Source organism: Rhodococcus sp. NPDC059968, from assembly GCF_042738615.1.
GTDB lineage: Bacteria > Actinomycetota > Actinomycetes > Mycobacteriales > Mycobacteriaceae > Rhodococcus_F.
In genome coordinates this window covers 34,114-55,511 of sequence record NZ_JBHWUE010000025.1, presented here as the reverse complement: position 1 = coordinate 55,511, position 21,398 = coordinate 34,114, and the positions used below count along the sequence as shown (strand labels likewise).

16 protein-coding genes are annotated in these 21,398 nt (G+C 65.9%); 4 read left to right on the top strand and 12 right to left on the bottom strand.

Going from position 1 to position 21,398, the window contains the following annotated elements; all coding sequences use genetic code 11:
- Positions 1-6 precede the first annotated feature (6 nt).
- The 6 genes from ACFWAY_RS21095 to ACFWAY_RS21070 all read right to left on the bottom strand — a co-directional run bounded on the left by ACFWAY_RS21095 (position 7) and on the right by ACFWAY_RS21070 (position 5,445).
- Positions 7-1,200, bottom strand: a complete 1,194-nt coding sequence (locus ACFWAY_RS21095; RefSeq protein WP_378511979.1) for a transporter — start codon at positions 1,198-1,200, stop codon at positions 7-9.
- A complete protein-coding gene (locus tag ACFWAY_RS21090) occupies positions 1,197-1,652 on the bottom strand; it encodes a Zn-ribbon domain-containing OB-fold protein (RefSeq protein ID WP_378511978.1) in 456 nt (151 codons plus the stop codon). The genes ACFWAY_RS21095 and ACFWAY_RS21090 overlap by 4 nt, the downstream gene beginning before the upstream one ends.
- On the bottom strand, positions 1,649-1,966 hold the full coding sequence (locus tag ACFWAY_RS21085) for a hypothetical protein (RefSeq protein ID WP_378511977.1): 318 nt from the start codon (positions 1,964-1,966) through the stop codon (positions 1,649-1,651). The genes ACFWAY_RS21090 and ACFWAY_RS21085 overlap by 4 nt, the downstream gene beginning before the upstream one ends.
- A gap of 83 nt (positions 1,967-2,049) precedes the next feature.
- Positions 2,050-3,549, bottom strand: a complete 1,500-nt coding sequence (locus ACFWAY_RS21080) for an acetyl-CoA acetyltransferase (RefSeq protein WP_378511976.1) — start codon at positions 3,547-3,549, stop codon at positions 2,050-2,052.
- Positions 3,546-4,583 carry an LLM class F420-dependent oxidoreductase gene (locus ACFWAY_RS21075; RefSeq protein ID WP_378511975.1) on the bottom strand — a complete coding sequence of 346 codons (1,038 nt, stop codon included), beginning with the start codon at positions 4,581-4,583 and terminating at the stop codon, positions 3,546-3,548. Before ACFWAY_RS21075 ends, ACFWAY_RS21080 begins: the two co-directional genes overlap by 4 nt.
- A 46-nt stretch (positions 4,584-4,629) precedes the next feature.
- The gene (locus ACFWAY_RS21070) at positions 4,630-5,445 is read right to left on the bottom strand and encodes an enoyl-CoA hydratase/isomerase family protein (protein ID WP_095860405.1); all 816 of its coding nucleotides are present in this window, start codon (positions 5,443-5,445) and stop codon (positions 4,630-4,632) included.
- Between the two features lie 105 nt (positions 5,446-5,550).
- Between ACFWAY_RS21070 and ACFWAY_RS21065 the strand changes: the two genes are divergently transcribed.
- The 4 genes from ACFWAY_RS21065 (at position 5,551) to ACFWAY_RS21050 (ending at position 11,101) form a co-directional block, all read left to right on the top strand.
- Complete coding sequence (locus tag ACFWAY_RS21065) at positions 5,551-6,387, top strand: glucose 1-dehydrogenase (RefSeq protein WP_378511974.1); 837 nt, start codon at positions 5,551-5,553, stop codon at positions 6,385-6,387.
- Positions 6,388-6,450: 63 nt separating this feature from the next.
- Positions 6,451-7,506: a GTP 3',8-cyclase MoaA gene (gene moaA, locus ACFWAY_RS21060; RefSeq protein WP_378511973.1), complete on the top strand. Its 1,056-nt coding sequence runs from the start codon at positions 6,451-6,453 to the stop codon at positions 7,504-7,506.
- Positions 7,507-7,510: 4 nt separating this feature from the next.
- Entirely contained in the window at positions 7,511-9,661 is a 2,151-nt protein-coding gene (locus ACFWAY_RS21055; protein WP_378512034.1) for a molybdopterin-dependent oxidoreductase, read from the top strand.
- A gap of 78 nt (positions 9,662-9,739) precedes the next feature.
- A complete protein-coding gene (locus tag ACFWAY_RS21050) occupies positions 9,740-11,101 on the top strand; it encodes an MFS transporter (RefSeq protein WP_378511972.1) in 1,362 nt (453 codons plus the stop codon).
- A 168-nt stretch (positions 11,102-11,269) separates the two neighbouring features.
- On the opposite strand, the gene ACFWAY_RS21045 is transcribed toward ACFWAY_RS21050, so the two are convergent.
- From ACFWAY_RS21045 to ACFWAY_RS21020, 6 genes are all read right to left on the bottom strand, one after another.
- Positions 11,270-12,010 (bottom strand): SDR family oxidoreductase, encoded by a 741-nt coding sequence (locus ACFWAY_RS21045; RefSeq protein WP_378512033.1) that lies wholly within the window; start codon positions 12,008-12,010, stop codon positions 11,270-11,272.
- Positions 12,011-12,017: 7 nt separating this feature from the next.
- Positions 12,018-13,541: a class I adenylate-forming enzyme family protein gene (locus ACFWAY_RS21040; protein WP_378511971.1), complete on the bottom strand. Its 1,524-nt coding sequence runs from the start codon at positions 13,539-13,541 to the stop codon at positions 12,018-12,020.
- Between the two features lie 129 nt (positions 13,542-13,670).
- Positions 13,671-15,305: a 4Fe-4S binding protein gene (locus ACFWAY_RS21035; protein WP_378511970.1), complete on the bottom strand. Its 1,635-nt coding sequence runs from the start codon at positions 15,303-15,305 to the stop codon at positions 13,671-13,673.
- Positions 15,302-16,534, bottom strand: coding sequence for a 3-hydroxyacyl-CoA dehydrogenase family protein (locus ACFWAY_RS21030; protein ID WP_378511969.1), 1,233 nt, complete (start codon positions 16,532-16,534; stop codon positions 15,302-15,304). Before ACFWAY_RS21030 ends, ACFWAY_RS21035 begins: the two co-directional genes overlap by 4 nt.
- On the bottom strand, positions 16,531-18,768 hold the full coding sequence (locus ACFWAY_RS21025) for a molybdopterin-dependent oxidoreductase (protein WP_378511968.1): 2,238 nt from the start codon (positions 18,766-18,768) through the stop codon (positions 16,531-16,533). The genes ACFWAY_RS21030 and ACFWAY_RS21025 overlap by 4 nt, the downstream gene beginning before the upstream one ends.
- Positions 18,758-20,905 carry a molybdopterin-dependent oxidoreductase gene (locus ACFWAY_RS21020; RefSeq protein ID WP_378511967.1) on the bottom strand — a complete coding sequence of 716 codons (2,148 nt, stop codon included), beginning with the start codon at positions 20,903-20,905 and terminating at the stop codon, positions 18,758-18,760. Before ACFWAY_RS21020 ends, ACFWAY_RS21025 begins: the two co-directional genes overlap by 11 nt.
- Between the last annotated feature and the right edge of the window lie 493 nt (positions 20,906-21,398).

Genomic DNA, 21,398 nt, shown 5'->3' with positions numbered 1-21,398 from the left:
TGACGGTCAGAGGGTGTCTTCGTGGCCGAACAGCACCGAACTCACCAGTGGAGCCATCGGGCCACCGATGAACAGGGAGGTCTTTGCGCTGGACACCTGGTTGGTCGAAGTGCCGCGGATCTGCCGGACGGCTTCTACCGCCAGGTTCAGACCGTTGATGAACGAATCGGCGATGTTGCCGCCACTGGTGTTGACGGGCAGCTTGCCGGTCGGCGCGGTGAGGTTCTCGACGGTCATGAAGGCGCCGGCAGCTTCCCCGGGCGGGCACAGGCCGTGGTCGATCAACGCTGCGACGGCGGGGCCACTGAAGTTTTCGTAGACCTGCACCACGTCGACGTCGTCAGGTCCGAGACCCGCTGCAGACCACAGTCGTTCGGCGACACCGGGCTTGCCGTTGTTGGCTGGGCCGAATCCGGCGCTCATGTACTGCTCGCCGAGGTCGTTGTCGATTAGTTCCGAATAGCCACCCGGGGCGCCCTGTGCGCCCGCGAGCAGATATGCCGGATCGCGGCGCAAGGTCGTGGCGCGCTCGGCCGAGACGAGCACCAGCGCAACCGCGCCGTCGCTTTCGCGGGAGCAGTCGAACAGGTGGAACGGTTCGGCGATCAATCGCGAGTCGTCGTAGGCTTTTTCGTCGAGGGGACGGCCGTAGCCCTGCGCGGTCGGGTTGTTCTGCGCGTGCTGGTACGCCGCGAGGACGAGGGAACGCATGGCCGAGCGCGGCACTCCGCCGTGTTCGAGCATCCGTTGGGTGCGCATCGCGCAGATCTGTGCGGGTGAGCCGATGCCGTGCGCGAGGAAGTGACTGCCGTAGTGGTACTTCGCGTATCCGAGCCGGCCCGTATCTGCCTGCGTCATCGCGCGATACACCACGACGCAGTCGGCTTGACCGGTGGCGATCGCCGTGGCGGCATTCGTGATGGCGGCTGCGACGCTGCCGCCGCCGCCGCCCCACATCATGTTCGACCAGCGCAGCTCGTCGATCAGCAGCGCGCCGCCGATGATGGCGCCGTCGTTGGCGCCGCCTGCATAGGAAACGAAGCCGTCGATATCGCGGGGGTTGATACCTGCGTCGGCGCACGCATCGAGGATGACCTCGAGGGTCATGCGCTTCTCGCTGTGCGGCGCTTCTCCGCGCTTGAAGTGCTGTTCTGCGACGCCGACGACTGCGGCGGCGCCGCGCATGATGTTGGCGCTCATCGCTGTTCTCCTTCTGCGGTCGCGTCGGCTCGGCGCCAGCGCAGCAACGGCCGGGTGGCGCCCTCGGGCTGTTCGAAGACTCCGACGACCCGGTCGCCGATCTCGGGGTTCGCGTCGATGTCGTCGGTGAGGATGCCCAGGACCCGACGGCCGTCGGCGTGGGGCAGCTCGACGAGCACCGTCACGTACGGCAGGTTGTCGGCGTATTCGTCCATGTACGGGTACCAGCTGCGATTCCAGCTGTAGACGGTGCCGACGGGTTCAACGTCATTCCACTCGAGATCGAAGCTGTGGCAGTGACCGCAGATGGCCTGCGGACCCCAGATCCAGGTGCGGCATGCAGTGCAGCGCTGCAGGCGTAGCTCGCCGGCAAGGAGTCCGTCCCAGTGCGGCTGGTCGAGGCCATCGGGGGCGGGACCCCACGGTTCTGCTGTAGGTTCTGTCGTCGTCATGCGTTCGTGTCCGTTCCAGCGGTGAAGTTCTCGAGCTTCGCGGCCAGCCAGCGTCCGTCGTGGAGTTCCCAGATCGAACGCAAGCCGATCAGACGGTCACCCATGTCATAGACGGTCTCGCCCACCATAAGGTGGCCCTCGGCGCGAACGTCCTTGATCTCGAAGCCCTTGGTGGCCTCGCGCGGGGTGTCGATTCCATCGAAGACCGCCGGGATGTTCTCTCGTACCATGTCGCGGAGACATGCCTTCATGTTCCCGACGTGGACGTAGCCGACGTGCTGCTCGTACAAGACACGGAAGTCTTCGACAGACATGTGAACTCCTCGGTTTCGTGACACGAATCCGTCGTGCCCGTACAGTGCAATAACCTTATGTCTTTAGATAAAAGTCGTCAACGTCACGCGAAGCGGAACTGCCCGCTCCCCGAGATCGCGACCTTTTGACCTGCGAGATCGTCGTCGACGAGGCGAGCGAGGTCGTCGTGCTCTGTGGTCACCGCGAGCGTCCGCTCGCCGGTCGCCGTGCGTGCCGCCAGGAAACCCTGCGCGGGGTTTCCGTCGCGGCCGTACATCACCGTCCACGATTCGGCCGAAGCCGTGCCAGCGTAGGATTCGAGCGCTCTCGTCGTGGGCTGCGCGTCGACCTCGGTCTGCACATCCAGACGCGTGAATCCTCCAACAGGAGGCTCGGTCCGGTACACACCCATGGCGTGCTTGGTGAGGTAGCCACTGTTGGCGGTCACCAGACCGTACGAGCCCGGGGACTCACGCAGCCGCGTCACCATCGTCGCGATCGAGTGGCTCACGTAGTTGTTCCACGGTCCTCCGCCGAACGTCAGGCCACCGGTGATGGTGAGAGGCCGACCTGGATCATCCAGCGCGAGTCCCAGTTCGTTCGCCGCAACCTGCACCGCCGACGGAAAACACGAGTAGACGTCGACGTGCGCGACGTCGTCCAGCCCGATACCCGCGAGCTCGAGAGCTCGCGCCCCGGCAATGCGGATCGCCGGCGACCCGTCGAGTGCACCCCGTTCCGCAATCGCATACGTATCGTGCGATTCGGTGCCGGACTGCGGAAACACCCAGTGCTCCCGAGGAATTCCGAGTCGGGTCGCGATCTCAACCGAGCACATCAACAACGCCGCACTCTGATCGACCATGTTGTTCGAGTTCAGCAGCTTGGTGTAGGGCGTGGAGATCATCCGGTTGTCGGGCGACGGGGTCGCGATCTCGGCTGCGGTGTATTCGCGCTGCACCCACGCGTTCGGATTCGTCGCGGCGATCTTGCTGAATCGCGACCACAGGCCGCCGAGAAACTCCTCGTGCTCTTCGCGCGAGCGACCCGCCGCCAGCCGCAACGCCTGCTCGAACAGCGGGTACACGTACGAGGGCCGGTCCAGACCGATCCGGCGTTCGCTCTCGTCCGCCATCGGCACGTCGGTGACCATGATCTCGGCGGCCGGCACCGACTCGTCCTGCACGGTCCACTCGGGGCGCAGCTGCTGCGCCCGCAGCTTCGTGCGGGTCCGCCAGGATTCCGCGCCGCCGATGAGCACGACGTCGGCGCGACCGGCGGCAATGTCCTCGGCAGCACCGTTGACCAGTACCTGCGGCGTGCTGCCACCGTTCCCGGTGTAGCCGGTGTGCCGGACGGTCGCCCCGATCCGCGCGCCAACGAGCGCACCCGGATCGCGGTAACGCCACGACAGCAAACCCACAACTCGCACGGAGTCGACCAGCTCGAGCAGTCGTGCGGACCCGGCGTCGGTAGCAGCCGCACGCGCCGCGCGCACCATCAGATCCACGGGCTCCACGCCGCCATCACGTTCGCTGGTCTGGCCGGTACCGACCAGGATCGGGGTTCTCGGGTCCAAGGTTGTTCTCGAGCGCAGGCTCACGACTGCACCGCCTCGAGGATGCGCTCGCGGTTCTCCGGCTTCGGCCACCCGCCGAGGATGAGGGTGGTGAGGCACGTGGACTTCCACTTGGTTTCGATCTCTTCGATGATCTTGTCCGCCGGGCCGACCAGCGCCACGTCCTCCACCATTTCGGTGGGTACGGCCTGGGCAGCGAGCTCAGGCCGCCCGCTCAGGTACAGCTCCTGGATCTCGGCGCAGACCTCGCCCCAACCCATGCGCGCGAACACGTCGTTGTGGAAATTGGCGCCTTTGGCCCCCATTCCGCCGGCGTATAACCCGACGGTGGGCTTGAGCCGGGAGGCGGCCTTCTCTACGTCGTCGTTCTCGACGAGCCAGCACACGTTCGCGACCTCGAAGTCGTCCTCGGTGCGGCGCGCTCCCTCGCGCGCGAAGCCTTCGGCGAGTGCCTTGCGGTAGAACTCGTCGCTCTTGGGTGAGAACCACAGCGGGGTCCAGCCATCTGCGATTTCGGCGGCCAGGGCCACATTCTTCGGGCCTTCGGCACCCATGTAGACGGGGATGTCGCTGCGAAGGGGGTGGACGATCGACTTGAGCGGCTTCCCGAGGCCGGAACCACCCTGAAGCGGAAGCTGGTAATGACGCCCCGAGTGGGTCACCGGCTCCTCGCGTGCCCACACCTGTCGCATGATCTCGATGTACTCGCGGGTGCGCTCGAGAGGTCGCGGGTAGGGCTGCCCGTACCACCCCTCGACGACCTGAGGACCGGACGCACCGATCCCGAGGATCACGCGACCACCGCTGAGATGGTCGAGGGTCTGCGCGGCCATCGCCAGCGCCGTCGGGGTGCGCGCCGACATCTGGCACACCGAAGTACCGAGTTTGATCGTCGACGTCTGCGCCCCCCACCAGGCCAGGGGTGTCAGCGCATCCGACCCGTACGTCTCGGCGGTCCAGAAGCTGTCGACCCCGAGGGCTTCGGCCTCGGCGAGCATCCTTTCGACATTGCGGGGCGGGCCCGAACCCCAATACCCTGCGGCGATTCCAACTCTCATGCTCTCTCACTGCTTCCTTGTGTGCCGTCGAACGGGCCGGATGTGGTCAGTGGTTCTGAAATTCGGGTGGACGCTTTTCGAGGAAGGAGACGACCGCCTCGCGATGATCCCGCGTCAGCGAGCTGAGGATCTGGGTGCGGTTTTCGAGGTCGATCGCGGCCCGCATGCCGGGTACTTCGAGGTTCGACCACATGACCTCCTTCGTCATCCACACGCCGAACGGGCTGTTCTGTGCGATGGCCTCCGCGGTGTCCAGTGCGACATCGAGCAGCTTGTCGGCGGGCTCGACGGACGAGACGAGACCGATCCGTTCGGCCTCGGTGGCATCGATGGACCGGCCGGTGAGCATGATCTGCGCAGCTCTCGAGAAGCCGATCATGCGGGGCAGAAGCCAGCTCATGCCGATGTCACAGTTGGAGAGGCCGCGACGGATGAACGCCGCGTGGAATACCGCGGATTCGGACATGATGCGAATGTCGGACATGAGGGCGAGCGACATGCCGCCGCCCGCTGCGGCACCGTTGACGGCCGCGATGATCGGTGGCCGCGCGCTACGGAATGCCTCGACGAGGCCCGCGATGTGTTGCTGCACCCGCAGTCCGAGTTGCGCCCGCCCCTCCCCCTCGGTGGCGCCCTGCGGTGTTCCGTAGCCGCGAAGATCCAGTCCTGCGCAGAAGGCTCGTCCTTCGCCGGTGAGGACGATCGCGCGGGTGGTCGAATCGTCGCGCACCTCGGCGAGCACCTCGTGCAACGCGTCGATGAGGTCGACGTTCATGGCGTTCAGTTCGTCCGGACGGTTCAGCCGAATCAGCAGAATGCCCGGCCGCGGCCGTTCGGTCAGGATCAGTTTCGAATCGGACACAATGCGCTCCCCAAGGGTGAAGTACTCGACATCCGGAGGCTAATGCCTTTAGATTAAAAGCTCAAGGACCCCGGGTCGAAGAGCGCGACGGTAAGGAAGGTCAACATGACCGATCTCGACGGCAAGGTGGCTGTAGTCACCGGAGCCGCAAGCGGCATCGGCGCGGCCACGGCCCGGACGTTCGTCCGGCGCGGAGCGCGAGTGGTTATCGCCGACATCGACGATCCACGCGGCGCTGCGGTCACCGAGAGTCTCGGTGACCGCAGCGTCTACCTGCACACCGATGTGCGCAACGAATCCGAGGTGGCGGCCGCCGTTGCGCTGGCGGTCGATCGCTTCGGCCGGCTGGACTGCATGGTCAACAACGCCGGCCGGGTGGGTGCGTGGACGTTCCTCGAGGACACCTCTCTCGAGGAATGGGAGGCCGGGTTCGCGATGCTCGCACGCAGCGCCTTTCTCGGTACCAAGCACGCCGCACGCGTGATGCGTGACCAGGGCTCGGGCAGCATCGTCAACGTCTCGAGCGTGGCCGGCGTGCGCACCGGATTCGGGCCACACCCCTACAGCGCCGCAAAGGCCGCCGTGCTGCAGCTGACCCGGACCGCTGCCGTGGAACTGGCCGAATTCCGAATCCGAGTGAACGCACTGATCCCCGGCGGTGTCGCCACCCGGATCGTCGGCCACGGCGCGGGACTCGAAGACGACGCTCTCGACCGCAGCGTCGACGCCGTACGCCGCAGTCTGGGAAAGTTCCAGCCCATCCCCCGCGCCGGCGAACCCGAAGACCTCGCGCACGCCGCCGCCTACCTCGCGTCCGACGATTCGACGTTCGTCACCGGCCAGTCCCTCGGCGTCGACGGCGGACTGACGCTGGGCAAGAAGTGGCCGTCCAACTACCACGAAGAGGCGAAAGCGGCATCGAGTCGCGTAGCAACACACTAAATTTCGCGTACACCTAGGGTCACCGATCAATTCCGTGTGCAACACCGCAGGAGAGGACGGCTCGTGACCGCCGTGGATTTGGGGATGCCGAAAACGCGCCCTACTAGTGCGACCACGGACCGCCCCGAGACGCCGGACCTCCTCGACCGATTCGGCCGCATCGCACGGGACCTACGCGTGTCGATCACCGAGAAATGCTCGTTGCGCTGCACCTATTGCATGCCCGAGGAAGGCCTGCCCGCGATCCCACGCGAGCAGCTGCTCACCGCCGACGAGATCGCGCGCATGGTCGGTGTGGCCACCCGGCTGCTCGGTGTCCGCGAGGTGCGCTTCACCGGCGGCGAACCGTTGATGCGGCGCGACCTCGAAGAGATCATCGCGGGGTGCCGCCGCGTGGCGCCCGCGGTGCCGTTGGCGCTGACCAGCAACGCCGTCGGCCTCGCGCATCGCGCGCAGGGCCTGCGCGACGCCGGTTTGTCGCGTGTGAACATCTCCCTCGACACGATCGACCGTGCCCAATTCGCCAGGCTGACCCGCCGCGACCGGCTCGATTCGGTCCTCGCCGGGATCCGCGCGGCCAAGACCGCCGGCCTCCCGCGGGTGAAGATCAACGCGGTGCTCATGCCGGAAACCCTCGACGGCGCCGTGGACCTGCTGCAGTGGTGCCTCGACGAGGAAGTAGAACTGCGGTTCATCGAAGAGATGCCACTCGACGCCGACCACGAGTGGGCCCGCGCCAACATGGTGCCGGCGCAGCGGCTGCTCGCCGTACTCGGCACCAGGTTCGCGCTCACCGAAACGGAGCGGGAGGATCCGTCGACCCCGGCCGAACGCTGGCTCGTCGACGGCGGACCCGCGACCGTCGGCATCATCGCGTCGGTCACCCGGTCGTTCTGCTCCGACTGCGACCGCACCCGGCTCACGGCAGAGGGCACCGTCCGGTCGTGTCTGTTCAGCGACCACGAAACCGATCTGCGGGCCGCGCTGCGCGGCGGTGCGTCCGACGACGACCTCGCCGCGTTGTGGCGCGGCGCGATGTGGAACAAATGGTCCGGACACGGAATCGACGCCGCGGATTTCGTTCCGCCGCAACGCAGCATGGGAGCTATCGGTGGCTGAACAGATGACGACACGCCAGGTCCACACGTTCTGCCGGATCTGCGAGCCGGCCTGCGGCCTGCTCGCCCATGTCCGGGACGATGAGGTGATCGGCCTGCAGCCGGACAAGGACCACCCGGTCCACAAGGGATTCTCCTGCCACAAGGGTGTGCACTTTCTCCAGGTCCACAACGACCCCGACCGGCTCGATCGCCCGCTGAAGCGGACGAACCCTCGCAGCGAGGAAGTCGGCGACTTCGTGACCGTCGAGTGGGACGACGCGGTACGCGAGATCGCGGCCAAGCTCGGCGACATCCGGCAGCGGTACGGGCGCAATGCGCTGGCCGTCTACCAGGGCAACCCGTCGGCGTTCAACGGCACCTACTACGCCAACGCCGGCGCCCTCGCGCGCGGTTTCGACACCCGGATGCGCTTCAGCGCCGGCACCCAGGACACCTCCGCCAAATATGCGGCGAGCGAGGCGATCTACGGGGCGTCGATGGCTCACCCGATCCCGGACCTGCTGCACACCGACTACTTCCTGTGCCTGGGAAGCAACCCGCTCGTCTCGCACATGACCCTCATGCACATCTCGGACCCGATGGCCAAGATCAAGGCGGTGAAGAAGCGGGGAGGGACCGTGCTCTTCGTCAACCCGCGACGGATCGAGTCGTCGGGGCCCGAGACCGGCGAGGTACTGCTGATCACACCAGATACCGACTTCTACTTTCTGGCAGCGATCCTGCACGAGATCATCTTCCGGATCGGATACGACCGAACCGCGGCGCAGAGGCACGCACGCAACATCGACGAATTGCTCGACTTCGTGCGCGGCTACCCCGCCGAGAGAGTGGCCGCGGTGACCGGCATCGACGCCGATGCCATCAGACAGGTCGCCGACGACTTCTGCGCCGCCCCGAGCGCGAGCATCTATATGGCGACCGGCGTGAACCAGGGACGGCAGGGAGCACTGGCGTACTGGATGCTCAACATGATCAGTCTGTTCTCCGGCAACCTGGGCGGGCGCGGCGGAAACATCTACTCCCGCGGCATGACCGACGTCGTGCAGAACTCGAAACGCAAGCGCGAGGATCCGTTCTTCCAGAGCGGTGTTGGCGAGATCCGCACTGTCAGTGGAGACCTCCCCGCCGCGAGGTTGGCGGAGTTCATCGAGAATCCGGACGATCCTATTCGCGCGTTGATCGTCATCTCCGGAAACCCGCTGTTGTCGGTGAGCGGGGAGGAGCGCCTTCGCCGCGCCCTGGAAGACGTGGAACTGATCGTGACGATCGACCTGTACCGCACGGTGACCGGCGAGATCGCGGATTACGTACTGCCCGCGACGGACTGGCTCGAGCACGAGGACGTCAACTTCCTCAACACCATGGGCGTGGCGATGGAACCCTACGTGCAGTACACCCCTGCGGTGGTACCGCCCAAGGGTGAGCGCCGCGACGACTGGTGGATCCTGTCGCGGATCCAACAGGAGATGGGGGTCGAAACTTTGCTCGACAGACCCGATCCCGACCCACTCGCCAACGCGGATGCCGCCATGCGTGACGCGGGCCTGAGCATCGATCTCCTCAAGACGATGCCCTGCCAGACGGCGGTGCTGCCCGAGGCCGTTCCCTCGCACGTGTTCAGCATCGCGGTACAGCACGACGACGGCCTGATCGACTGCTGCCCGAACATATTCCGGCGCGCATACCGGACGGCGGAGGACATCTTCGAAGAATTGGCCGCCGAGGCCCCTGATCAGCTCAAACTCGTCACGCGCCGCACCCTGTACATGGTCAACAGCTGGCTCCACAACCTTCCCGTACTCAAACAGGGTGTACACCAGGATAATCCTCTGTGGATGAACCCGGTTGACGCGGATCGTCGTGGACTGGTCGGCGGCGACGATGTCACCGTCCACAATCGCCACGGCTCGGTCGACGCGGTGCTGGCGTACGACGAGGCTCTGAAGCCAGGTGTGGTCGCGATGACGCACGGCTGGGGTCAGAGAACCGCACGGAGTCTCGACGTGGCGCGACGTCATCCGGGCGCGAATGTGAACAGGCTCTCCCCAACCGGAAAGGCGGGATACGACATGCTCAGCAACCAGTCGCATCTCACCGGAATCAACGTCGACATCGTGCGACGCGGAACCACGGGTTCAGATAGACAAACCTAATGCCTATAGCTTAGTGTGGTCCGCGTCACCACATCATTCGGGCTTTTCTGCCCACCGCTCACAAATCTGAGGTTTCGCATGACCGAACGTACAACCGCGGCAACGAGCGCCCCGGCAGTCGCGCCCGCCGGGCACTCCCGTGCGGACTCGCGCAAGGCAAGCCGCGCCGCCTTCGTAGGAACCCTGCTCGAGTACTACGACTTCAGCCTCTACGCCTCCGCGGCGTCGGTAGTTTTCGCCAGCGTCTTCTTCTCCGGCTCGAGCCCGTTCCTCGGCACCCTGCAGGCGGTCGGCACCTTCGCGGTCGGTTTCCTCGTCCGTCCACTGGGTGGAGTGATCCTCGGCAGCCTCGGCGACCGTATCGGGCGTAAGAAGATCCTGGTCTTCACCTTGGTTCTGATGGGTGTCGCCACCCTGCTCGTGGGCGTTCTGCCGAGCTACGCGCAGATCGGCTGGGTCGCACCGGCCCTGCTGGTGTTCCTGCGCATTCTGCAGGGGATCGGCGCGAGCGGCGAGTACGGCGGTGCCGCTCTGGTCGCGGTCGAGTTCGCACCCCAGAAGAAGAAGGGCTTGATGGGCTCGTTGCCCGGCATGGGCGCAGCACTCGGTGGGGTGCTCGGCACGCTGTCCCTCCTGACGGTGTCGACCCTGATGCCCCAGGAAAGTTTCCTCGCGTGGGGCTGGCGCATTCCGTTCCTGTGCAGCGTCGTGATCCTCGCCTACGGCCTGTGGCTGCGCCGCAGCCTGCCCGAGACACCCGCGTTCCGTGCGATCGAGGAGAGCAACACGGTCTCGAAAACGCCTATCCTCGATGTGATCCGGCAGCAGCCGCGCGCACTTCTGACCGTCCTCCTGATGACCGTCGGTCAGACCGGCATCGGCTACTTCTACATCGTGTTCATGGGCACCTTCGGCAAAAACCAGCTGGGCTTCGGCGGCACCGAGGTCCTGATCGGCCTGATCGCCGCGCAGCTCGCGAACGGCATTCTGATCCCGCTCTTCGGATCATTGTCGGACCGCGTCGGACGAGCGCCCGTGATCATGTTCGGATTCCTCTACAGCGCCGTGTTCGCGTGGGTGGGTATCTCACTGCTGTCCGGTGTCGGCACACCCCCGTTGCTGTACTGGGTGGTCATGGCACTCGGCAACGGTGTCGGAGTGGCAGCCATCTTCGGCCCGATGGGCGCGTACGTCATCGAACTGTTCCACACCCAGCACGCGTACAGCGGCCTCGGCCTCGGTCGTGAGGCCGGTAACGCACTCGGTGCTGCCGCCATCCCGGTCATCGCAGTCGCCTTGGCATTCGACGACACCACGGTGTGGCTCAGCGTCTTGATTTGCGTCGTGTCGCTGCTCGGCTTCGCGGCGACCGTCCTGTCGCGCACCCGTACGCCCTCGGTGACTACGCCGGAGGACGACACGGCGCCGGTGTCGGTGTAGTTCACACAGAGTCCGAGATGGGTCCCGGTCGTTACGACCGGGACCCATCTTCTCGTTTCGAATACCGTCGAGATCCCGCCGGCCTCCCTGTGCTCGTGCAGGGGGTGCACGCCACAAGAATGCGACCCATGCCGATCGGATCGGCATGGGTCGCGTTCTTGTCGGGTCTCAGATTCCTACGGGACCGCCCCGCCACACGCCGATCTCCTCACCGGAGACGTCGGCGGCGTTGTCACTCACCAGGAACGACACGGTCGACGCGATCGATTCGGGGGGGATGGACGGCCAGTGCTTGGTCAGCGCCTCCACGCCGGCGTCGCCTCCCGACGACACGATGTCGGTTGCGACGAATCCCGGCATCACGGCATTGACCGTGATGCCGCGACGGGCCACTTCCAGTGCCATCGACTTGGTCATGCCGATCAGCCCCGCCTTCGCCGCAGCATAGGCGCTCATGCCCGGCGAAGGGCGCCGGCCACCGGACGAGCTGTTGACGAAAATCACTCGACCCCACCCCCCTTCGTACATCGCGGGGAGCGCGAAGTGAGTGCAGTAGAAGGCGCCGTTCAGGTTGACCGAGACGACTTCGTCGAAGACTTCGGGACTCTGCTTACGAGCGGCGCCGGCCTTGTTCATGCCCGCATTATTGACGAGCACGGTCGGCGCACCGAGCTGAGCTGTGGTATCGGCGATGAGCCGTTCGGCGTCGACGGCCTTGGAGATGTCGGCCTGGATCGCCACCGCACGTCCGCCGTCCGCCACGATCTTGGCGACCACCTCTTCGGCATCGCGCGCGCTACGCGAATAGTTCACCGCCACAGCCAATCCGTCGGAAGCGAGCCGCTGCGAGATGGCCGCGCCGATACCACGTCCTCCGCCGGTGACGACGGCAACTTTCTGCGGGTTCACCACTGGGTCACCGAACCTTGTCGTAGTTGTCGGGGACATCCGCGAAGGAGTCGCGCAGCTGACGCTTCGCGATCTTCCCGCTGGGCATCCGGGGCAGCGGTTCGTCCATGAACACGACGTAGCGCGGCACCTTGTAATCGGCGAGGCGTTCGTTGCAGAAGGCGACGACCTCGGATTCCTTCATCTCGGCTGTGCTCCGCACCAGCGCGGCCGGGGTCTCCCCGAATTTGGCGTCGGGGACACTGATCACAGCCACCTCCTCGATCCCGGGGATCTGGTTGATGACGGTCTCGATCTCGGCCGGCGAGATATTCAGGCCACCGGAGATGATCATGTCCTTGAGACGATCCACGAAGGTGAGGTAGCCGCACTCGTCGAGCTTGCCGAGGTCACCGGTCTGAAGCCAGCCGTCGATGAGAGCTGCACGGGTGGCTTCCTCGTTGCGCCAGTAGCCGGGCATCATTCCCGGTCCGCGCAACAGAATCTGTCCGGTTTCGTTGGGTGGCAGATCGTTACCCTCCGGGTCGACGACCCGGATCTTGGTGAAGATGCCACCCCACCCACATTTGTCCGGGTTCTCAGCGGCTTCCTCGCGGGGCATCGCGGTAGCGGAACCACCGATTTCGGTCTGCCCGTAGATCTGCCTCAACGACACACCCTGAGCCTGCCACTTGTGCAGCACGTCGACGGGAACACGGGCGCCGCCGACGTGTGCCGTGACCATGTGGCTCAGATCCGCCTCGGTGAACCCGGGCGCCTTCGCGATCTGCTCGAAGAGGATCGGCGGTCCCGTGAACGTATTGGCCTTGTTCTCGGTGAGGACGCGCAGTGTCGCCGACGGGTCGAAACGCGGCTGCAGAAAGAGGGTGCCGCCGTAGAGGACGACCCGTGCGATTCCCCAGATGATTCCGGCGGCACTGAAGAGCGGCAACACGAGGACCGGGCGCAACCCATTGGGTTGGAGCGGTTCCATCAGTGCCCATTCGTGCATCTCACCCGCAATCGTGGCATGGGTGAAGATGACGCCCTTCGGCTTACCGGTGGTACCACTGGTGAACACGATGGCGGCGGGATCGACGAGGTCGACGATCGGCGTCCGGAACGGCGCGTGCTCACTGCCGCGCAGCGGGCGCACATCCTTCTCGAACACCGCGATCGTGACAGTGTTGCGAGCCTGCTGGACTTCTTCGAGTCGAGGCAGCAGGGACTCTTCGCAGTACACGACGGTGGGCTCGCAGTCCTCGACGAGGGTGGCGAGTTCCCCGGCGAGCATGCGCTGGTTGAAGCCGACCGCGATCGCACCGACCTTCATCGCTCCGAGCGCAGCGACGACCCACTCGAGGCTGTTGGCACCGACGAAGCTCACCCGGTCACCGGGCGTGACTCCTCGTGACGCGAGGTCATGGGCGACACCGTCGGCCCAGCGGGACAGCTCTGCGTAGGTGACGACATCGCCGTCGAAGTCGATCGCCGGCAGATCCGGCTTCGACCGGGACCAGTAGGTCAACGCATCTACCACGGTGCCGCTCATGTAAGCCTCCAAGAATATTGTGTCGTCGATCGCGGGGTGCTCGGCGGCGAGCTCAGCCGACCGGGTGGTTTCTTCGGGTTCACCCGAAGATCCATACATCACATCCGGGTTAAATCTAAAGGTCGTTGTTTATTGAGGCAAGTGCTGATCGGCCGCTCCGCCACGGGCGACCGCGAGCATCGCATCGACCGCGACCAGCTTCTGGCGAGCCCGCCCACTGCGACGCCCCTCGGTACGTTCGTGCCGGTCGATCCGCCGCCAGCCGTCGAATCCGAAGGAGTCAGGGCAACGTGATTCGACGATCGCCGCCAGCTCGTCTCCCGTGTGGGGTGGCTGCGGCAGGAGCGCGCGTTCATGGTCGGAGACGATCGCGTCGACGGTCTCGGCGGCGCAGTATCGATTGGTACCGATCACGCCGGTCGGCCCCCGCTTGATCCAGCCGGCGACGTAGACACCGGGTACCGCACGGTCCTCGGCGGGATCGACCACGCGGCCTGCCACGTTGGGTACGGTTCCCCGTTCGGCGTCGAACGGCAGGCCCGGTATCGGGCGTCCGCGGTAGCCCACCGATCTCAGTATCAGCGAGGCCTCGAGGTCTTCTTCTGCCCCGACCTTGCCGTATGGCGCGATCCGCAGCCCCTCGACGTGGCTGCCGCCGAGCACCTCAACCGGCGCCCCGTGGAACCGCAGCGTGATCCTCCGCCGGCCCGGTCGAGGAATCCGTCGCGCGTACTCCGCGATCGTCTGCAGCTTGATCGAGGCAGCATCGGGAGCGTCGTATCCGCCGTGCACGGTTACATCCACTTCGGGCAACGAGCCCAGTGCGAGGAGCTCCGGTGTGGTGAACGCTCCGTGCTCGGGCCCACGCCGCCCGAGCACCACGACCTCCTCGATCGCACTGTGTCGCAGCGCGGCCAGGGCATGCTCGGCGATGTCGCCCGGCACGAGGCGCTCGGGATCGCGGGCCAGGATCCGTGCCACGTCCAACGCGACGTTGCCGTTGCCGATCACCACGGCACGACGCCCCGACAGATCGAAGGTGCGATCGGCATAGTCCGGATGCCCGTTGTACCAGGCTACGAATTCGCGTGCGGCAACGCTGCCGGGCAGATCTTCCCCCGGAACACCGAGCTTCCGGTCGTCGGAAGCTCCGCTGGCGTGAATCACCGCGTGGTGATACTCGAGCAGCTCGTCGACGGTGATGTCGCGCCCGACGTCCACACCGAGGAAGGCGCGGAAACCGTCGCGGCCGGCGGTGCGGGCGAAGACGCGGTCGACAGCCTTCGTGGTCTGATGGTCCGGGGCCACTCCGAAACGAACGAGCCCGCCGGCAACGGGGAGTCGCTCGAACATGGAGACCTCGACGTCGACGTCACGTCGGCTGAGCAACTCCTCGGCGGCGTAGAACGCGGAGGGACCGGAACCTACGATTGCTACCCGCAGCGGGCCGGGTCGGTCACCGGTGACAACCGGTTCCGGCGGCACCTCACTCGGGCGGGACACGGTCGGATTTCCCAGGAAGTAGGCGGCATTGAGATCTTGGTAGATTTCGGTTTCGGGTGTGAGATCGCTGTCGGGAACGATCGCGTCCACCGGGCACACGTCGGCGCACGCGCCGCAGTCGATGCAGGCGTCGGGATCGATGTAGAGCATCTCGGTGCGCGCGTAGTGTGCTTCGTCGGGAGTCGGGTGAATGCAGTTGACGGGACACACCGCGACACACGTCGCGTCGTTGCAGCAGGCTTGGGTCACTACGTACGTCATGAGTACTCCGGTGGGTCGTTGGGTTCCGGATTCTCCTCCGGTGGGAGGAAGCGGTCGCCGTAGCGGTCGGCGAGTTCGTGGGCACGGGCTGTGAACCGCGCCGCGCCCCCGGGATAGGTGCGTCTGAACGAGATGACGCCACCGGTGTGCGCGGGGAACCCGATGCCGAGAATGGATCCGGTGTCGGCGTCGGCCTCGGAGCCGACGACACCCTCGTCGAGACAGCGCAACGCCTCGGCGACTTCGATGAACAGCAACCGGTCGCACATGTCGTCGATCGGAATTCGCTGCCCCGGGCCGAACACGTCGCGAAGGCCCGGCCACAATCCGATGCGTGCGCCGTCGGCGTCGTAGTCGTAGAACCCGCGGCCTACTGACCTACCGCCGCGGTCGGAGTCGTCGATCATCCGGTCGCGCACCATATCTGCGTACTTCCCGCGCCACATTCCGCCGACTGCTTCGACCGCGATGCGGTTCTCGCGATGCACCGCACGGTTGAGGGTCAACGTGATCTCGTCGAGCAATTGCAGCGGTGGCACCGGGTATCCGGCGACGGTCGCTGCGCGCTCGACGATGTTCGGATCGATTCCCTCTCCGACCGCGGCCAAGGCCTCGTCGAGATAGCGCTCCATCACCCGGCTGGTGAAGAATCCTCGACTGTCCCGCACCACGATGGGCACCTTGCCGAGCCTCCGCGTGTAGGTCAGGGATTCGGCGAGGGTGGACTGCGACGTGTGCGTTCCGACGATCATCTCCACCAACGACATCCGGTCGACGGGGGAGAAGAAGTGCATTCCGAGGAAGTTCTCCGGATGCGCCAGCTTGGATGCAAGGGTGGTGATCGGCAGGGTCGACGTCGTCGACGCAAGCACCGTAGGGGGCTCGGTGACTGCCTCCACCGTCTGCAGGACCTGTTGTTTGACGGCGATGTTCTCCGGAACCGCCTCGATCACCAGCGCGGACGCCGCCAGGTCTCTGATGGACTCGGTGGGCGTAATGCGCTTGAGCAACGCCTGCGAGCTCGACGGATCCGTGCTCTTCGCAGCAAGGGCGCGTGCTTCACGCCGCTCCGCATATGCCCGACCTCGGCGCGCGCCCTCGAGGGTCCGCGCGACCAGCACGACGTCGGCTCCGGCCCGCGCGCACGTGTAGGCGATGGCCGCACCCATCATCCCGGCGCCGACGACGCCGATCGTAGTGCCCGCCAGGGTCGCCGATTTCTCGATCATGACTGCACGTTCTCGGCACGGACGACGTCGACGGGGAAGCCGTTGAAGATCGGGGTACCGGTGAGGGGTTCGACCACGATGTCGTCGACCAGGGCGTTGACGTTGGCACCGGGTGCAGATGCCGACCGGGTGGTGCGCAGACTGTGACCGTGGTGGCCCCACCCGTGAGGCAGACTCACCACGCCCTGTCGCATCTCGTCGGTGATGTGTAGTTCTGCGACAACTGAACTGGTCTTCGATGCGATCCGCACTGTGTCGCCGTCGACGAGGCTGCGTCCCGCAGCGTCGAACGGGTTCATGAACAGCGCGCACTGGCCCGCGTCGGGCTGCGGCAGGGCGTTGTGCAGCCAGGAGTTCATGCCGCGCCGCTGCCGACGGTTGATGAGGACGAGGTCCGGTACCGGCTGCTCGAGAGCCGCGCGCAGGCGTGACAGATCAGCCGTCAGCGCGTCGGGGACCAGGTTGATCCGCTTGTCCGGCGTCCGCAGCACGTCGGGGACGCGCGGTTCCAGGGGTCCGTAGTCGATACCGTTCGGGCTGTGTTCGAGCAGTTCGAGGGTGAGTCCTCCCGGAACAGCACCGAACCGGTCGCCATACGGGCCACTGCGCAGACGCAGATCCAACAGCCGTTCGGGGCCGGTGCGTCCCTCCGTCGCGCGGAGCACGTCCTCGACTTCGCGGCCGGCGAGCTTCGCCGCTCGGCGCGTGGCAGTGGCGGCCACCTCGTCGTCGAGTTCGGTGATCGGTCGATCCGGCACGCCACGAACGATGGCCGTGAGCCGCATCAGAATCCGCCACTCGGGCATCTCACCAGGGCCCGGCTCGAGCAACGGCGCCGAATACCTGGCCACGTTGCGCACCTGGAAATGGGTGAGTGCGAGGTCGTGATGTCCCCGAGTCGTCAAGGGCGGTGGCGGCAGGATGACATCGGCGTAGCGAGTGGTTTCGTTGAGATAGCCGTCGATGCACACCATGAACTCGAGGTCGGCCAGTGCGGCCTCGACTGCGTGGCTGTTCGGCAACGAGCGGGCCAGGTTGCCGGAGATTGTGATCAAGCCCCGAACCTGGCCCGGACCCGGGGTCAGAATTTCCTCGGAGAAACACACCGCGGGGATCTCCCCCATCGCCTCGGGCATGTCGCGCACGCGTGACCGCCATCGGTCGAACACCAGCGGAGCCTTCGGGTTGCCGGGCCAGGTGGTGGGGCCGCCTGCGGGTGGAGTGGGGAACATCGCGCCGCCGGGACGGTCGAGGTTGCCGGTGATGATGTTGAGGACCTCGACCATCCAGTTGGCGACGGAGCCGAACTCTTGTGTACACGAGCCCATCCGGGAATGGGCGACGGCGGAATCGGCGGCCGCGAATTCGCGGGCGACCTGCCGGATCACATCGGCGTCGATGCCGCAGATTTTCGCGACCGCGTCGGGTGTGAACCGTTCCGTGAGTCGGAGGACGTCGTCCACGCCGTCGATGTACTCGGTCAGGCGGCCGGGCGCGGCGAGCCCCTCGGTGGCGATCACCGAGACGAGTGCCAGGAGCAGGAATGCGTCGGTGCCGGGCCGGATGGCGAGGTGCCGGTCGGCGACCTCCGCGGTACGGGTGCGGGCGGGGTCGACCACTACCAGTGTGCCGCCCCGCTCTCGCAGCGCCTCCAACCGTTTCCCGATGCCCGGGGCGGTGACGGTGCTGCCGTTCGATACGAGCGGATTCGACCCCAATATCAACAGGTAGGAGGTGCGGTCGATGTCGGGGACCGCCATCCCCAGCCCGGTTCCGTAGAGCAGGGCATTGGCGAAGTTCTTCGGGAGTGTGTCGATACTCGCCGGCGAGTAGACGTTGCGGGTGCCGATCGCCGCGATCAGCGGCAGCGTGTAGAACGACGGGTCGAGGTGGTGCGCGGCAGGATTGCCGGAGTACACAGCGCAGCTGTTGGGGTCGGCAGCGATGAGCGGAGGCAGACGGCGGTCGATCTCGGCGAACGCCTCGTCCCAGGTCGCTTCACGAAAGCTGTTCCCGTCGCGGATCAATGGGGTTCGGATGACGTCGGGGTCGTTCTCCAACCGCTCCAGGCCGATTCCCTTCGCACAACTGTGCCCCGCGCTGAACACGTCGTCGGGGTTGGGCTTCACCGCCGTCACGGTGCGTCCGTCCAGTTCGAAAAGCAGGCCGCACGTCGCCTCGCACAGCGGGCAGATACGTGCCCCTACGGTCCTGACCGAAGTGTCAGTGAGCACCGGCAGGTACCTCCCGTTCGATAGCGACCGGCACGCCGGTCATCGTCGGCATCGCGTTGATGGACTGGAGTCGGTCGTAGCCGGTCAGGTCGTTGACGTTGCTGCCGACACGTCGCGGGTCGGCCTCCGGGTCGGACGCTCCCCAGCAGTGGGTCATGGACACCGTGCCCGGACTGACGGTGTGGTCGGTGTGGGCGACAGCTCTAATATGCCCGTGGGCCGATCGGATCCGCACGATCTCGCCGTGTTCGATGCCGAGCCGCTGCAGATCCTGCGGATGCACATGGGCAGGGTTGTAACCGGATCGCGGCAGCCCGCTGATATTCCGGCCCAGCGAGTTCATCAGTTCCCGCATCCGGCGCACCGTCAACCGCATCGGCAGCTCGCGCGCGCTCGTCGCTTCGCCGAGTGCGGTGGCGATTTCGTCTGCCACATCATCCAGGCAGAGGGCGAGTCGACGGTCGGCCGCTCCCTCGGCCGGCGGACCGACCACCTTTTCCCCGGGAGGTGCGAGCACGCCCCGTTGTGCGGTGATCAGGTCGTCCATCGGGATGCGTCCGCGTTCGGCGAACATCGCGAGCAGTTCCTCAGACGTCGGGGGTGCAGCCGGATCGAGCATTCGTCCCGCGAACTTCACCGAGCACCCGGACGCAGCGGCAAGCCGGAAGAAGAACTCCCAGTCCTCGATGACCCCTTCGGGCGGCGCCACGAGCCGCGGTGTGTACTGCGCGAATGGCTGCTCGAAGAAGAACTCCGCCAGCAAAGTGTGATCCGGCCGTTCGTACAGCATGGTCGGAGCGATGATGTAGTCGGCGAGGCGCGCGGTGTCGGACATACGCGTGTCGACACACACCAACAGATCCAGCTCACGCAGTGCGCGTTCTGCCTTCTCCCGGTCGGGCAGAGCCCGTGCCGGATTTCCGCCCGAGACCACCAGTGCGCGCACCCGATCAGGACCGGGCTCGAGGATCTCGTCGGCGAGAATCCCGGACGGCAGTTCGCCGTTCATCGTGCCGATCCCGCCGATGCGGCTTTTGAACCCGGACTCCCAGCTCCGGTACGGCGGTCGCACCTCCGCTTTCAACGGCATGGTCCGTGCGAGAACGTTACGGTCGGGTGTCACGTCGCCCTCGCGTAAGTATCTGCCACACACGATGTTCAGGCAGGCAACAAGATGTTCGGCGACATTGGAATGCGGGCCCATGCACACGCCGGTGCCCGTGGTCGCCATACCCCGAAGCCGACCTGTAGCCTTCCCCGTCGCTCCGCTCGCCCCTGCAAACATTCGGGCGGCTCGGATCACGTCACCGGCCGGCACACCCGTGATCGATTGGGTTAGCTCCGGGGTAGCGGGCGCGACTGCCGCGGTGAGCGCGCGGAGACCATCGGCGAACCTGTCGCAGAACTGCCGATCGTGGCGCTCTTCGGTCAGGATCACGTGCAGCATCCCGGTGAACAGCGCCGCGTCGGTGCCCGGTTTCGGGCGCAGGTGCAGGTCGGCGCGGGTGGCGGTTTCGGTGAGCCGCGGATCGACCACGATGAGCTTCAGACCCCGTTCGCGAGCCTTGCGGATCGTCACGGACGGGTTCTGAGTGACCGCGCCGTCGCCGTCGCCGCCGTTGAGCGACACCATGGGGTTCGTGCCCGCGAGCAGCCACACGTCCGCGGTGTCGAAGCGCTGCCGCCCACCGAGGTACTCCCCCATCCGCGACTGCACGATCCACTTCGCGGACTGGTCGATGGTCATGGTCGAAAACAGTTTGTGTGACCCGGTAGTCCGGAACCATGCCCGCACCATCGGAGTCGTCAGCGCCGCAAAGTTCTGCTGAGTACCCATGAACAGGCCGAGTGCATCCGGACCGTGCTCACCTGCGATTGCCTCGAGCCGCTCTGCAATCTCCGCGATCGCGACGTCGATCGGGATCGGCACGTAGCTTCCGTCGGCTGTGCGGCGCATCGAGGTGGTGAGCCGATCGGGTCCCTGGACGAACTCACCACCGCGACGACCCTTCGGGCACGAGTACCCACCCGACAACGGATGCAGCCCGTCACCGACGATGCTGACGATCCGATCACCGTCGACCTTCACCCGCACCCCGCACGAGGCGGGGCACAGGCGACAATAGGACAACTTCACCGGCACTGTTTTTAGCTCCATCCGCTATTCGACTGCCGCCACGGTGGGGGGGTAGTGGTTTCCGCGAGGCCGTGCCCTGCGCTCGGCGACTCCGGAGGCAACTGACACCGAGGGTCACCGCCGCAGCAGCGTCGGCACGATCGTGAGTGGAGGCGAGCTGACCGTTGCACCACCTGCGTCGCGAACGTGAACTGCGCGATCTTGTGCCTGCCGAAAAGCCTGGGCAGTGGTTCCGCAGACTTGCCTGTTGGCGTGGGCGGTCGCGCCCCGGTAACGGGCGAGGTCGGCCAGATTCATATCGCTCTCCTCGTTCATCGTTTCCGCACTGCGTCGCACCCGAGCACACTCGCCGCAGTTGGCAATAATCTAATTGCAATAGGTTCGCGATGCAATACCCGTTTCGGACTCCGACGCTCGGCCGTCCGCTTACCAGCAGGAGGAATACACCCCTCGCGCGGGTCTCAGGCCGCGAGGAGCCCGCTGGAGCTTGCAG